This window comes from Nonomuraea jiangxiensis (genome assembly GCF_900099965.1).
Taxonomy (GTDB): Bacteria; Actinomycetota; Actinomycetes; order Streptosporangiales; family Streptosporangiaceae; genus Nonomuraea; species Nonomuraea jiangxiensis.
This window is the reverse complement of sequence record NZ_FNDJ01000002.1, coordinates 24,424-37,508: the sequence shown is the minus strand read 5'-3', so window position 1 is coordinate 37,508 and position 13,085 is coordinate 24,424. Positions and strand designations below refer to the sequence as shown.

Here is a 13,085-nt window from a genome sequence, read left to right as displayed (position 1 = left end):
CCGGGGCTCGTCCCCGTCCGTCAGGCGGTGGGCCGTCCCTGGCCCGCGTCCGCGCGCCGCTCATAGCGGGAGCGTGCGAGCTGGTGTGCCGTACGCAGCAGCTCATGGATCGCCGCCGCGGTCCGCGGACCCGGGTTCACCACCGCCAGCCAGCCTTGGGCGCCGTAGACAGGGTGCGCGATCACGGTGTCGGCGGCGCTGGGGTCGGCCTCAGTAGCGGCCGGTTCGCGGGGCGCGTGGCCGGTCCAGCGGATGAATTCCTCCTTCCCGGCGGCGACGTTCACGCGGAAGACGTCCGGCCGGTCCAGGCGGGACGACTTGTCCTCGGGGTAGTCCTTCGTCACGATGGTCGCGAAGGGCTGGATCGTCGTCGGGACGACGCCGTCGGGCGAATAGTAGAAGAACGTGTCGCCCCAGCTGAGCTCCGGCGAGCCGTCGCCGGGTCCCGGCTTCAGGGTCAGGACGCCGCCGAGCCCTTCCACGAAGCTGATGATCTCGTCAATGGTCATGTGCTCAAGCGTCGCATTAAGGTGCTTGTGGAGACTTTGGGGCTAGGACTGTGGGACATCGAGGTGTCAGGTCGCAAATCGCGGGACATGCGTACCGCCGATGTCGCGCGGCGGGCCGGATACTCCGTACAGCAGGTGCGCAACCTTGAGCGTGACGGCGTGTTGCCACCGGCGGCACGCACCGCCACGGGCTACCGGATCTACGGAGAGATACATCTGCTGTCCGCGCTGGCCTACCGGGCACTCGCCGCCGGCACGGGTCCCATCGAGGCCAAGCGGATCGTCGGGGCCGTCCACCGGTTCCCCGTCTCGGAGGTGCTCGCCCTGCTCGACGCGGCGCACGCCCGGCTCGACGCGGAGCGCAGGGACCTGCGGCAGGCCGAGGAGGCGGCCCAGGCGATCTCCAGCGAGCCGATCGAGGACGTCCGGGCGTCGGACTCGATGAGCGTCTCGGAGCTCGCCGCCGCGCTCGGCGTACGTACCTCGACGTTGCGGCACTGGGACGCGGAAGAGTTGGTCGTCCCCGACCGCGACCCCGCACGCGGAATGCGACGCTACACCCCGTCCCAGGTGCGGGACGCACGGATCGTCCACCAGCTCCGCAAGGCCGGTTACCGCATCGCACCCCTGCGGGCCCTCATGCCGGAGCTGCGGCGTGCCCGCCGGCTGGCGGAGGTCGCCTCCGCGCTGGCCGCCAGGGACGCCGGCATCACGGCTCGCTCCCGGGCCCTGCTCGACGGTGGGGCCGCCCTCAGCGCCGTACTCGCGCTCGCCACTTCACCACCGCCCGACCCTGCTGACACGTGATCCCGACCCCTGGTCAGAGGAGGTAGGAAGAACAAGCCATGACATGGCGGGCGATTCTGGAGTCATCGTCCCCGTCTGACTGGTATGGTCGCCGTGCTGCCAGATCAACGAATGGACAGTCTTGACCTCGCCCCCTGCTTCAACCACGAGCGAGCCCCAGACCACAGTCACGGCCACGGTCACGCAGCCGCCCGTGACCGTCACGGCTACGCGCAAGGTCGTCGTCACCACCACGAAGACCGCGACGGCCACCGCCACGACCACCACCACGGCCACCCGTACGATCACGGCCACGCCGACCCAGACCCCCAAGCGGACGACCACCCCCACGGTCACGGTCACGGCCAGCCCCACGCTGACAACGACACCCAAGTCCGCGTCCGCTCCAGCCACCGTCACGGTCACTCAGCAGGTGCCGCAGCAGGTCGCGCAGGCACCCGCACAGCCGCCCACGAGCAACCCCGAGCAGACGGACGCCCAGGCCCCCGTCGTGGCCGAGGCGCAGCCTCCGATCGTGGCCCCCACCCCAGCGCCGACCGCCGCGTCGCAGCAGCCCATCATCGAGGCTCAGACGGAACTACCTGCGGCCGCACCCGTGGCGGCCGAGCGCAACGTGCTGGTCGACTCGGCCGCCCTGCTGGTGATCGGCGCCATGCTGGTCTTCGCGGGATGGAAGATCCTGCGCTACCTGAAGCGCAACGACGTGATCAGATAAGGGAGCCGCGGCGGTCTCGAAGGAGATCCCCGCTGTCTAACGTTGTTTGAGGCGGAGTGCTTCGTTGCGGGTCTCAGCCTGGATGGACCGCTCGCGCTCCAGCCACTCCGGATTCTCCGCCTTCAACGCATCGATCTCAGCGGTGGTGAGCGGCTCGGTGATCCCGCCTCTGATCAGGCCGGAGATGGAGACCCCAAGCTTCGCGGCGACCACCTGCTTGGGGTGCGGACCATTGCGGCGCAGGTCAGCGAGCCAGGCGGGCGGAGTGGACTGCAACTCGTTGAGCTCGTCCCTGGAGACGACACCCGCCTGGAACTCGGCGGGCGTGGCCGAGAGGAGGACACCCAGCTTCTTGGCCGCGGTCTCGGGCTTCATCGTCTGGATGGTCTTCGGTTTGGGCGAGTTCATGGCGCCAAGAGTAGTCAGTCGGAGCGGGTTTCCTGACATCGGTACGCTGAGGAAGTGACTGAGGAAGAGACCGGCAGGATGTTCCGGCTGGCTTACGTGCCCGGGGTGACACCCGCGAAATGGGTCAACGTCTGGACCGAGAGGATGCCCGACGTACCACTCACCCTGGTGACGGCCGACGTCGCCGAGGCGGTGGGGCTCCTGCGGAGTGGCGGCGCCGACGCCGCGTTCGTCAGGTTGCCGGTCGACCGCGACGGGCTCAGCGTGATTCCTCTTTACGTGGAGACCACGGTGGTCGTGGTGCCCAAGGACCACGCGGTGGCCGCCGTCGAGGAGGTGGCCGTCGCCGACCTGACCGACGACGAGGTGCTCCATCCTCTGGACGACGTCATCGAGTGGGCGGTCCGGCCCGGGTTGCCCGCGTTCACCCGCCCGGACACCACGGCACAGGCGGTCGAGCTGGTGGCGGCCGGCACCGGGCTTCTCCTGGTCCCGCAGTCCCTGGCACGTCTCCACCACCGCAGGGATCTCACTTATCGGCCGGTGCCGGACGCGCCGCAGTCCCAGGTCGCGCTGGCCTGGCCCACGGACGCGACCACCGACCTGGTGGAAGATTTCATCGGCATCGTCCGCGGCCGGACAGTGAACAGCTCGCGAGGCCGAACCTCAGCCCCCTCCGCGGAGAAACCGGCCCAGCGACAGGCCCAGAAACCCATACGGAACGGCTCCGGCGGCCGGGCCGCGCTGGGCAACCGCAAAAGGAAGGGCCGCCGGCCCCGGTGATCTTCACCGCTCAGACTTACGTCCGATGCGCATTCAAGATGAGGTGACGAGTCGGCCTGTAGGCCGGGTTCTGTCCTTCGTGTGAAGGGGCGACCATCCATCTAGGGCCGTCGTTGCCGGCGGCCTCAAGCGGTCTACCCGCGCGGCTCGGGCGGGCAGCCCTCGAACGTCGCGCGCGGGACACTCCAGGGAGCGTCCCTTCTTGACCTTGCTCCGGGTGGGGTTTACCTAGCCGCCCACGTCACCGTGGGCGCTGGTGGTCTCTTACACCACCCTTTCACCCTTACCTCCCGTAGGCCGGGAGGCGGTCTGCTTTCTGTGGCACTGTCCCGCGGGTCACCCCGGGTCGGTGTTACCGACCACCCTGCCCTGTGGAGCCCGGACCTTCCTCGGCGGGCCCGTGGGCCCGACGCGGTCGCCCGGCCGACTCGTCTGCAGAACTGTACCAAGTCTCACGCTATTCCCTACACGACGCCATCGCGTGAGGGACGATGGCGTCGGCGGCCGTGCCGGGTGTTCTGGCGGTGCCCGGCACGGCCCGCTGGTCAGCGGCGGTGCCCGGTCAGGTGCGAGATGTCGTTGAACGACTTCACCACGGCCGGCCCGTCCGCGTAATACTCGATCAGCGACAGGCACGCCAGGTCGAGGTGCATCCGGTAGAGGGACTCCAGCGGCGCCATCAGGGCGAACCGCAGCAGCATCTTGATCGGCGTCACGTGCGAGACGGCGAGCACGGTCTTGCCCTCGTGGCGCTCGACCAGCCGGGCGCCCGCCGCCTGGACGCGGTGGGCGGTGGTGGCGAAGCTCTCGCCGCCCGGCGGGGCGGCTTCCGGGTCGGCGAGCCAGGCGGTGAGTTCGGCGGGCCAGCGGCGCTGCACTTCGGTGAACGTGTGGCCCTCCCAGGCGCCGAAATCGGTCTCCCTGAGGTCTTCGTCCACCTCCACGTCGAGGCCGGTCAGCTGGGCGACCGCCTCGGCCGTCTGCCGGGCGCGCTTGAGCGGCGAGGTGACGATCACGTCCAGTCGGTACGGCTCCCGCGACAGCCTCTCCGCCGCCGCCGACGCCTGGGCCAGGCCGTTGGCGGTGAGCTCGGCGTCGCCGCGCCCGGAGAACCTGCGCTCCAGGGACAGCTCGGTCTCGCCATGCCTGAGCAGGAGCAACGACGTGGCGACGCGGGTGGGCGGGGCCCAGCCGGTGCCGGTGCCCGGGCCTGTGCGGGTGCCCTTGGCTCGCTGCTGGGCGGTGACCAGGGAGGCGGTGGGGGCGGACAGGTCGGAAAAGTCGCCCGCGTCCAGGAGGTCGGTCTGCCGAGCCGACGGAGCCGCCCGCCGGGCGGTCGCCTTGGAGGACGGCCCCGACGATGGCCGTCGAGTGCTCTCCGCGGTCTGGGCCGATGGCTCTCTGGTGCTTTCTGGGCTCGGGGGCGGGGCCGATGGCCGTGCGGTGCCTTCCGCGGCCGGGGGCGGGGCGCTGGTGCCTCCGGCCTTCCAGGTCAGGCCCTTGGCGGCGGCGTCCATCGCCTCGTTGGCCAGGCGGTCGGCGTGCTTGTTGCGCTCGCGCGGGATCCAGGTCCACTCCGTCACCCGCAGCCGCCTGGCCAGCGCGCCGGCCTCCAGCGCGAGCGGCCGCAGCCCCTCGTTCTTGATCTTCCAGCGGCCCGCCATCTGCTCGACGACCAGCTTGGAGTCCATCCGCACCGCCACCGACGCCCCGTCACCGCCCAGCCGGAGCACGGCCGTGAGACCGGCGATCAGGCCGCGGTATTCGGCGACGTTGTTGGTCGTGACGCCGATCGCCTCGGCCGTCTCCGCCAGCACCTGCCCGTCGGAGGCGTCCTTGACGACCGCGCCGTAACCCGCCGGCCCCGGGTTGCCCCGCGAGCCGCCGTCCGCCTCGATGACATAAGACGTCAAATGCCCGACTCCGCCGTGCGTACGAGGATGCGGCGGCACTCGTCGCACCGGAGCACCTCGTCGTGAGGGGCGGCCTTGATGCGGTTCATCTCGGCGATGGACAGAGCCACCTTGCAACCCTGGCACCGGCCGCCGTGCAGCATCGCGGCGCCCACGCCGTACTGGTCCCTGAGCTTCTCGTAGAGGGCGAGCAGGTCGGCGGGGATCTCGCCGGAGACGCCGGCGCGGCGGCCCTGGACCTCGCCCGCCTCCTTGTCGATCTCGTTGAGCCCCGCGTCGCGACGGTCCTCGGCGGTGGCGAGGGCGGCGGCGACCTCGTCGCGCTGCCTCGCCAGGTCGGCGACCTTGGTGTCGGCGGCCTCGCGGCGCTCCATGATCTCCAGGACGACTTCTTCCAGGTCGCCCTGGCGCCTGTGCAGCGAGGCGATCTCGGACTGGAGGCTCGCCAGGTCACGCGGCGAGGTCACGGCGCCGGAGTCGAGGCGCTTCTGGTCGCGGTCGGCGCGTGTGCGCACCGCGTCGACGTCGCTCTCCGCCTTGGCCTGCTCGCGGGCCAGGTCACCGGCCTCGGTCTCGGCCTCGATGACCTGGGTGGAGAGCCGGGCGAACGTCTTGGACCGCTCGTCGATCTCGGCCAGCTCGGGAAGGGTCCGGCGGCGGTGGGCCAGCCGATCAATCACGGAGTCGAGCTCTGCCAGGTCGAGCAATCGCTTCTGGGCCTCAGGGGCAGCTTTCATGATCAATATCCTCTTGTCCAAGCATCGGTGACCGTGGCGGAGACACGCGTTTCAACGTTAACGCCACTGGCGCGCAGGATGGACGCGGCGCTGTCGAGCCACGGCCACTCGGTCGCCCAGTGCGCCGCGTCTACCAACGCCGGCCCGCCCGACTCCACGAACTCGCTCGCCGGATGATGCCGCAGATCCGCCGTGAGGAACACGTCTACCCCCGCGGCCTTGGCCGTTTCGAGGAGCGAGTCGCCCGCGCCCCCGCTGACCGCCACGCGCCTGACGGGCCGGGACAGATCTCCCGCGACGCGAACGCCCGCGGACGTCCGCGGCAGCCCCTCGGCCGCCTGCGCCGCGAACTCCCCCAGCGTCACCTCCCCCGGCAACTCCCCGATCCGGCCGAGCCCGCGCCACGGGTCGTCGGGGAACGACTGGAGCGGCACCAGGTCGCCGACCAGGCCCACGGCCCTGGCCAGGGCGTCGGATACACCCGGGTTGGCCACGTCGGCGTTGGTGTGGGCGGTGTAGAGGGCGATGTCGTTCTTGATCAGGGTACGGATCAGCCGCCCCTTCGGCGTGGTCGCGGCCACGCTCGTAGTGCCCCTGAGATAGAGGGGATGGTGGGTGACGATCAGGTCGGCCTCCCACTCCAGGGCTTCCGCCGCCACCGCCGCCACGGGATCGACGGCGAACAACACCCGCCGCACTCCCTGGCCCGGATCCCCGCTGACCAGCCCCACCGCGTCCCACGACTCGGCCCGGGCGGGCGGGTAGGCCGCCTCGAGCACCTCGATCACGTCCGTCAACGTAACAGCAGCCACGTGCGCAGACTATCGGCCTCCGGGGCGGCTTCGCGGGCTTGGCCGGGGTGTCGGTAGAACGGGGTTCGGCGTAGGGTAAGTGAACCCTGACATGCGGAGGGACGGCATGGCTCCAAGCGTCGCGATCATCGGAGCGGGATTCGGCGGACTGTGCATGGCCATCCAGCTCGAACGGGCCGGGATCCACTCTTACACGGTCTTCGAGAAGGCGGACGGGCTCGGCGGCACCTGGCGCGACAACAGCTATCCGGGGGCGGGGTGTGACATTCCCTCGCATCTGTACTCGTACTCCTTCGAGAAGTACGCAAGCTGGACGCGCCGTTATCCCGAGCAGCCCGAAATTTTGGAATACCTTGAGCGCTGCGCCGACAAATACGACGTCAGGAGGAAAATCCACTTCAGCACCGAAGTGCGCCGCGCCACCTTCGACGGCTCAAAGTGGCACCTCACAGTCGCCCCAACGAACCCAAGCCACCCCACCCCCGGGACCTCCCCCGCGGCCTCCCCCGGGACCTCTGCCGGATATGGCCGCGATGACGGCGGTAGGGGTGGCGGAGTCGGCGGTGGCGATGGACTCGGTGGCGGCGAGCTCGGCAGTGGCGGGCTCGGCAGCGACGTCGGCGATTTCGGGGGCGGCGGGCTCGGCGGCGGCGGGCAGGGCAGCGACGTCGGCGGCGGCAGGGGCAGGGGCGGCGATGGGGCAGACGGCGGGGTCGGGGGCGGCGGAGTCGGCGGTGGCGGGCTCGGCGGCGACGTCGGCGGAGTAGGGGGCGGCGGGCTCAGCGGTGGTGATGAGGGCGGTGGAGGGGGTGGTGGGCGTACTGAGGTGTTTGATGTGGTGGTTGTGGGGGTGGGGCAGCTTAATCGGCCGCGGCTTCCGGATATATCGGGAATGTTGGAGTTTGAGGGCATCTCCTTCCACTCCGCGCGCTGGAACCACGCTCACGATCTCACCGGCAGGCGGGTCGCGGTCATCGGGAACGGCTCGTCGGCGGCCCAGTTCGTGCCGCGGATCGCGGAGCGGGTCGAGCGCCTGTACGTCTTCCAGCGCACCCCCAACTGGGTGATCCCCAAGCCGGACACCACGTTCGGCCCGCTGGCCAAACTCGCGCTCCGCCTGGTCCCCGGCCTGCAGCGGGCCTACCGGGAGTGGATCTACCGCTACGCCGAGGCCACCCTCTATCCCGCACTCGCCCAGGGCTGGAGCAAGAACGTGCTCAAGCAGCGGGCCCTGCGGCACCTGCACGCCCAGGTCCCCGACCCTGCACTGCGTGCCAAGCTCACCCCCGACTACCCGCCCGGCTGCAAGCGGGTCGTCATCGACAGCTCCTTCTACCCGGCCCTGACCAGGCCCAATGTAGAGGTGGTCACCGACAAGATCGTACGGATCACCGCGAAGGGCGTCGAGACCACCGAGGGCCCGTACGAGGTCGACACGATCGTGTACGCCACCGGCTTCACGAGCACCGAGTTCCTGGCCCCGATGGAGGTCCGGGGTCGCGGCGGCCGCTCCCTGACGGACCGGTGGAAGGACGGAGCCGAGGCCTACCTCGGCATCTCGGTGCCGGACTTCCCCAACATGTTCCTGCTCTACGGCCCCAACACCAACCTCGGCCACAACTCCATCGTCTTCATGATCGAGTGCCAGGTGAACCACATCATGTCCTGCCTGCCCCACCTCACCGCGTCCGGCCCCATAGAGGTCCGGCCCGAGGCGATGGCGGCATGGAGCAGGCAGTTGGACGCGGCGATGGAGCGGATGGTGTGGAGCGGCGGGTGCCAGAGCTGGTACAAGACGGCCGAGGGCCGCATCACGAACAACTGGCCGGGCCCCACGACCCTCTACCGCCGCCTGACGGCCGAACCCCCGAGGCCCGCCTACCGAACCATCGCCCCCGAATAGACCCCACATAGGACCGGGCGACGAAGGGACCACCCGGCCGGTCCACGGGGCGCACGTAACGGCGGCCCGCCACGCGCCGGTCAGCGGGCGTTTTCCTGGAGGCCCTGGGCCACGTGCGGCGGGTGGCGGCCGGCTTGGCTCTGCCGTACCAGATGAAAGTAGGGTTTTCGGCCTGCAAGGGGATAGCGTCCGTAACATGACGTCTCTGCATCAGCGTGCGGTTGTCGCCGACACACACAACGATCTTCTGATGGCCGTCTCCGCCCGCCCGCCGGAGCAGTGGGCCTCGTTCTTCCGGGAGCGATGGCTGCCGCAGCTCGTCGAGGGCGGCGTGAACCTGCAGGTGTTGCCCGTCTACATCGAGGACGACTACCGGCCGGAGGGCGCGTTGCGGCAGACGTTGCGCATGATCGAGTGTGCGCACGTGCTCGCCGAGGGCAACGCCGACCAGGTGCGGATCTGTCTGGACGCCGCCGCGATCGACCGGGCGCTGGACGAGGGCAAGATCGCGCTGGTGCTCGCGATGGAGAGCATGCCCGGCCTCGACGCCGACGTGGAGCTGATCTCGACCATGCACCGGCTGGGCGTGCGGGTCGCCTCCATCGCCCACTTCGGCCGCACGGCGCTGGCCGACGGCAGCGGCGAGGACGCCACGGGCAGCGGGCTGACCTCGCACGGCGTCGCCGCGCTGGCGGAGATGGAGCGGCTCGGCATCGTGTTCGACGTCTCCCACCTGGGCGCCTCCGGCGTCGCGCACGTGCTGGAGCTGGCCACCAAGCCGGTCATGGCCACCCATTCGGCCGCCCGCGCACTGCGCGACCACCACCGCAACCTCACCGACGAACAGCTCCGCGGAGTCGCGGGCACCGGCGGCGTGATCTGCGTGAACTTCTTCGCCCCCTTCCTCGCCGAGCGCGAGGAGGACGCGACGCTCGACCGGCTGCTCGACCACATCGAGCACGTCGCGGAGGTCGCCGGGATCGACCACGTCGGCCTCGGCCCGGACTTCATCCGCGAGGTCATGGCCGACCTGACGCGGCCGTGCTGCGAGGGGGTCACCTACCGGGGCGTGGATCCCAGGGCCGCGATCCCCGGCCTGGCGGGGCCGTCGGGGCTGCCCATGGTCACCGAGGGCCTGCTCGGCCGCGGCCTGCCGGAGAAGGACGTCACGAAGATCATCGGCGGCAACGTGCACCGGTTCTTCGGGGACCTGCTCTGAACGGAATGCCCGCCCGCGATGACCGCGGGCGGGCATGACCATGGAAACACCCCTCAGACGATCGGACCGAGCTTCCGCTCCATTTCGCAAGGGTTGGGGAACTCCTGGTAGTACGGGTTCGGCCGGCCGTACCAGTGGCCGTTGACCTCGACCTCGATCGGGTCCCAGATCCGCGGGCAGGCCCCCGGGTTGACGTTGAGATTGCGGAAGTAGCCCTTGACGGAGTGCAGGACCTCGCACGCCTCCACCGGCCGGGGATGGAACCCGCCGTCCGGGTCGCAGGTGAGATGCATCGAGTGCGCGCCTTCGTCGCGGGGCGTGACGGTGATGTAGAGATCCGCGCCCGCTGCCGCGGCGGCGGGGAGCGCCGTGGCCGGCGCCGCGAGGGTCGCGACCGCGCACAGCCCGATCGCGGCCACTCTGCGGGCTGCGGTCAGCACGAGCGTCATGGAAACCTCCCTGGTCAAAGGCCGTCCCCGCATGGAACGGCGCACCTCACATGATTACAGGGAGTGACTGTTACGCGACTACTGGTGATGTAGTGACCGAACGGTGATCGCCTGGATACACAGGGCTATCCGCACCGGCTATTCACGGGGAGGAAGTCATGGCTGCCAAAAGGCGGTTAACCAGGTATTCCACCGACATTACAGATCTCTGTAACCTGGCTGCCAGGAAGCCGTAAAAAGGAGATCCGCATGGCGGAGTTCACCCCCACCGTTCCTGCGCGAGTCCTACCTGCCGTCACCGTCCGCGACCTGCCCGAACCACCCCGCTCCGCCTGGCGTGTCATCGGCCCCGGCCTGGTGGGCGCGGGCGTCGGCCTGGCCTCGGGCGAGTTCATCCTCTGGCCCTACATCGCCTCCCAGGTCGGGCTGATATTCGTCTGGGGCGCCGCGATCGGGATCATCACCCAGTGGTTCCTGAACATGGAGATCGAGCGTTACACCCTGGCCACCGGCGAGACCGCGCTGACCGGTTTCAGCAGGATGTGGAAGCACTGGGGCCTGGTCTTCGTGGTCATGACCCTCTGCTCGAACCTCTGGCCCGGCTGGGTGACCTCGTCCGCGACCATGGTGACCTATCTGACCGGTTCGGGCCAGGGCAGCGTGCGCTGGATCGCGATCGGCATGCTCGTCGTGATCGCGCTCGGCCTGACACTGGCTCCGGTGATCTACATCGCCCTGGAACGGGTGATCTTCGTGAAGATCGCCCTGGTGGCGACCCTGATCGTGGTCTCCATCCTGTTCGCGATCAACGCCGAGAGCTGGGTCGAGCTGGGCCGGGGCCTGACCGTCGACGCCCGGCTGCCGGTCCCGCCGCTGGAGTTCTCGGTGCTCATGGGCGCCATCGCGTACGCCGGCGCGGGCGGCGGCCAGAACCTGTGCCAGAGCAACTGGATCCGCGACAAGGGCTTCGGCATGGGCCAGTACGTCCCGCGCCTGGTCAGCCCCGTGACCGGGCAGCAGGAGGCGACGGCGTCGACCGGGTTCCAGTTCGCGCCGACGAAGGAGAACCTGGCACGCTGGCGGCAGTGGTGGCGCTTCGCGAACCTTGAGCAGGCGTGGACGTTCGCCCTGGTGTCGTTCGTGACGATCGCGCTGATGTCGATGCTGGCGTATTCGACCGTGTTCGGCCGGTCCGGGCTGGCCAACAGCATCGGATTCCTGCAGGTCGAGGGCCAGGTGCTGCAGCAGACCGTGGGCCCGTGGTTCGGGGTGCTGTTCTGGCTGATCGGGGCGCTGGCGCTGTTCGCCTCGGCCATGGGCATCGTGGACTACACCTCGCGGCTGGCCTCCGACACGATCAAGACGGTCTACCTGCGGGACAGGCCCGTCTCCGTGAACCAGGTGTACTTCGTGGTCGTCTGGGCCCTGGCGCTGGTGGGCATCACGATCCTGCTGCTGGGCTTCGATCAGCCGCTGATCCTGCTGGTGTTCTCGGCGTGCTTCGCCGCCGTGATGATGTTCGTCTACTCGATCCTGCTGATCATCCTGAACCGGCGGGCGCTGCCCGAGGCCATCAGGGTCCGCTCCTACCGGCTGGGCGCGCTGGTGTGGTCGGTGGCGTTCTTCGGCACGCTGACCGTGCTGGTCGTCATCCAGCAGGCACAGAACCTGTTCGGCGGATGACGGCCTGGTCCGCCCCGAACGCGGAAGGATTCTTGCCGCGATAGCAGGCACAATGGACGCCATGCTTGATACCGCCGCCCGCCTGCTCAAGCTGCTCTCCCTCCTCCAGGCCCACCGGGAGTGGTCGGGCCCCGAGCTGTCCGCCCGGCTCGGGGTCTCGACCAGGACCATCCGCTACGACGTCGAGCGCCTGCGCTCGCTCGGCTACCCGGTGCACGCCACACCGGGGGTCGCGGGCGGCTACCGGCTGGGCGCGGGGGCGGCGCTGCCGCCGCTGCTGCTCGACGACGACGAGGCCGTCGCGGTCGCGGTCGGGCTCGGCAGGGCCGCCGGGGGCGGCGTGGAGGGCATCGAGGAGACCTCGGTACGCGCCCTGGCCAAGCTGGAGCAGGTGCTGCCGTCCCGGCTGCGTCGAAGGGTGAGCGCGCTCAACGCGTACACGGTGCAGGTCCCCATGGGCGGCACCCCGGCCACGGTAGCCCCCGAGGTGCTGACAATGATCGCGAACGCCGCCCGCGACCACGAGCGGATCCGCTTCGACTACACCGGCCACGAGGGCGAGGCGACCGTACGCGACGTCGAGCCGCACCGCCTGGTGCACCGGCGTGGCCGCTGGTACCTGGTGGGCTACGACGTCGAACGGCGGGACTGGCGGACGTTCCGGGTGGACCGGCTGCGTCCGCGCACGCCGGGCGGTCCCCGGTTCACCCCGCGCGAACTGCCGGAGGGCGGGGACGTGGCCGGCTACGTGGAGAAGGGCGTCAGCACGGCGATGTGGCGCCACCGGGCCACGGTGCTGCTGCACGCCCCGGCCGAGCGGATGAGCGCGCTGCCGCTGGGGCTCGACGTCGAACCGGTCGACGAGGTCTCCTGCCTGGTCAAGCTGGGCGGCGACGACCTGCCGGGGATGGCCGTGTGGATCGGGTTCCTCGGCGTGGACTTCGAGGTGCTCGATCCGCCGGAGCTGGCCGAGCACGTACTACGGCTGTCGGAGCGCTACCGTCGGGCGGCCGCCCCCCGCCCGGGAACGGAGGCCGCCGGTCCCGAGTGAGCCGGTCCTGAGTGAGCCGGCCCGGGGTGGGTGGCGGTCAGTCCGGGGGCCAGGGGGCCGTCAGCGGGCGGTCAGGGCCCGGTCAGCGGGCGCGGC

14 protein-coding genes, 1 other RNA gene and 1 pseudogene are annotated in these 13,085 nt (G+C 70.1%); 9 read left to right on the top strand and 7 right to left on the bottom strand.

The annotated features are described in order from the left end of the window. Positions 1 to 20 precede the first annotated feature (20 nt). The gene (locus BLS95_RS03395; protein WP_090929258.1) at positions 21 to 509 is read right to left on the bottom strand and encodes a DUF6194 family protein; all 489 of its coding nucleotides are present in this window, start codon (positions 507 to 509) and stop codon (positions 21 to 23) included. An 87-nt stretch (positions 510 to 596) separates the two neighbouring features. Between BLS95_RS03395 and BLS95_RS03390 the strand changes: the two genes are divergently transcribed. Together BLS95_RS03390 and BLS95_RS03385 are read left to right on the top strand one after the other, a co-directional pair. Then, positions 597 to 1,316, top strand: a complete 720-nt coding sequence (locus BLS95_RS03390; protein WP_090929256.1) for a MerR family transcriptional regulator — start codon at positions 597 to 599, stop codon at positions 1,314 to 1,316. Positions 1,317 to 1,509: 193 nt separating this feature from the next. After that, positions 1,510 to 2,031, top strand: a complete 522-nt coding sequence (locus BLS95_RS03385) for a hypothetical protein (RefSeq protein WP_090929255.1) — start codon at positions 1,510 to 1,512, stop codon at positions 2,029 to 2,031. 36 nt (positions 2,032 to 2,067) lie between these two features. Here the strand turns inward: BLS95_RS03385 and BLS95_RS03380 are convergent, their stop codons facing one another. Next, positions 2,068 to 2,439 (bottom strand): DUF5997 family protein, encoded by a 372-nt coding sequence (locus BLS95_RS03380; protein WP_090929253.1) that lies wholly within the window; start codon positions 2,437 to 2,439, stop codon positions 2,068 to 2,070. Positions 2,440 to 2,493: 54 nt separating this feature from the next. Between BLS95_RS03380 and BLS95_RS03375 the strand changes: the two genes are divergently transcribed. Beyond that, complete coding sequence (locus BLS95_RS03375; RefSeq protein ID WP_245764803.1) at positions 2,494 to 3,222, top strand: LysR family substrate-binding domain-containing protein; 729 nt, start codon at positions 2,494 to 2,496, stop codon at positions 3,220 to 3,222. A gap of 43 nt (positions 3,223 to 3,265) precedes the next feature. Here BLS95_RS03375 and rnpB read toward each other — a convergent pair. The 4 genes from rnpB to BLS95_RS03355 all read right to left on the bottom strand — a co-directional run bounded on the left by rnpB (position 3,266) and on the right by BLS95_RS03355 (position 6,660). After that, an RNA gene (gene rnpB / locus BLS95_RS03370) (RNase P RNA component class A) lies at positions 3,266 to 3,653 on the bottom strand. Between the two features lie 114 nt (positions 3,654 to 3,767). Then, positions 3,768 to 5,135, bottom strand: coding sequence for a bifunctional RNase H/acid phosphatase (locus tag BLS95_RS03365; protein ID WP_090929251.1), 1,368 nt, complete (start codon positions 5,133 to 5,135; stop codon positions 3,768 to 3,770). Next, entirely contained in the window at positions 5,132 to 5,872 is a 741-nt protein-coding gene (locus tag BLS95_RS03360) for a zinc ribbon domain-containing protein (RefSeq protein ID WP_090929250.1), read from the bottom strand. The genes BLS95_RS03365 and BLS95_RS03360 overlap by 4 nt, the downstream gene beginning before the upstream one ends. Before the next feature lie 2 nt (positions 5,873 to 5,874). Beyond that, complete coding sequence (locus tag BLS95_RS03355) at positions 5,875 to 6,660, bottom strand: Nif3-like dinuclear metal center hexameric protein (RefSeq protein ID WP_090929247.1); 786 nt, start codon at positions 6,658 to 6,660, stop codon at positions 5,875 to 5,877. 115 nt (positions 6,661 to 6,775) lie between these two features. Here BLS95_RS03355 and BLS95_RS58880 point away from each other — a divergent pair. The 4 genes and pseudogenes from BLS95_RS58880 to BLS95_RS03340 form a co-directional block, all read left to right on the top strand. Further along, positions 6,776 to 6,976, top strand: a pseudogene (locus BLS95_RS58880) (FAD-dependent oxidoreductase); the annotation flags it as partial. A 241-nt stretch (positions 6,977 to 7,217) separates the two neighbouring features. Further along, a complete protein-coding gene (locus BLS95_RS55390; RefSeq protein WP_176992998.1) occupies positions 7,218 to 7,451 on the top strand; it encodes a hypothetical protein in 234 nt (77 codons plus the stop codon). A gap of 59 nt (positions 7,452 to 7,510) precedes the next feature. Next, positions 7,511 to 8,587 (top strand): flavin-containing monooxygenase, encoded by a 1,077-nt coding sequence (locus BLS95_RS03345; RefSeq protein WP_245764873.1) that lies wholly within the window; start codon positions 7,511 to 7,513, stop codon positions 8,585 to 8,587. Between the two features lie 196 nt (positions 8,588 to 8,783). Next, positions 8,784 to 9,806, top strand: a complete 1,023-nt coding sequence (locus BLS95_RS03340) for a dipeptidase (RefSeq protein ID WP_090929245.1) — start codon at positions 8,784 to 8,786, stop codon at positions 9,804 to 9,806. A gap of 53 nt (positions 9,807 to 9,859) precedes the next feature. On the opposite strand, the gene BLS95_RS03335 is transcribed toward BLS95_RS03340, so the two are convergent. Next, positions 9,860 to 10,255, bottom strand: a complete 396-nt coding sequence (locus BLS95_RS03335; RefSeq protein ID WP_176993000.1) for an SSI family serine proteinase inhibitor — start codon at positions 10,253 to 10,255, stop codon at positions 9,860 to 9,862. A 249-nt stretch (positions 10,256 to 10,504) separates the two neighbouring features. On the opposite strand from BLS95_RS03335, the gene BLS95_RS03330 reads away from it, so the two are divergent. Together BLS95_RS03330 and BLS95_RS03325 are read left to right on the top strand one after the other, a co-directional pair. Beyond that, positions 10,505 to 11,938 (top strand): Nramp family divalent metal transporter, encoded by a 1,434-nt coding sequence (locus tag BLS95_RS03330; RefSeq protein WP_090929241.1) that lies wholly within the window; start codon positions 10,505 to 10,507, stop codon positions 11,936 to 11,938. A 61-nt stretch (positions 11,939 to 11,999) separates the two neighbouring features. After that, positions 12,000 to 12,989, top strand: coding sequence for a helix-turn-helix transcriptional regulator (locus tag BLS95_RS03325; RefSeq protein WP_090929888.1), 990 nt, complete (start codon positions 12,000 to 12,002; stop codon positions 12,987 to 12,989). The last annotated feature ends 96 nt before the right edge of the window (positions 12,990 to 13,085 follow it).

Excerpts from the sequence above, each read along its gene's own strand:
- BLS95_RS03395 (WP_090929258.1), bottom strand. The coding sequence starts at position 509 with ATGACCATTGACGAGATCATCAGCTTCGTGGAAGGGCTCGGCGGCGTC.
- BLS95_RS03390 (WP_090929256.1), top strand. The coding sequence starts at position 597 with ATGCGTACCGCCGATGTCGCGCGGCGGGCCGGATACTCCGTACAGCAG.
- BLS95_RS03380 (WP_090929253.1), bottom strand. The coding sequence starts at position 2,439 with ATGAACTCGCCCAAACCGAAGACCATCCAGACGATGAAGCCCGAGACC.
- BLS95_RS03360 (WP_090929250.1), bottom strand. The coding sequence starts at position 5,872 with ATGAAAGCTGCCCCTGAGGCCCAGAAGCGATTGCTCGACCTGGCAGAG.
- BLS95_RS55390 (WP_176992998.1), top strand. The coding sequence starts at position 7,218 with ATGACGGCGGTAGGGGTGGCGGAGTCGGCGGTGGCGATGGACTCGGTG.
- BLS95_RS03340 (WP_090929245.1), top strand. The coding sequence starts at position 8,784 with ATGACGTCTCTGCATCAGCGTGCGGTTGTCGCCGACACACACAACGAT.
- BLS95_RS03335 (WP_176993000.1), bottom strand. The coding sequence starts at position 10,255 with ATGACGCTCGTGCTGACCGCAGCCCGCAGAGTGGCCGCGATCGGGCTG.
- BLS95_RS03330 (WP_090929241.1), top strand. The coding sequence starts at position 10,505 with ATGGCGGAGTTCACCCCCACCGTTCCTGCGCGAGTCCTACCTGCCGTC.
- BLS95_RS03325 (WP_090929888.1), top strand. The coding sequence starts at position 12,000 with ATGCTTGATACCGCCGCCCGCCTGCTCAAGCTGCTCTCCCTCCTCCAG.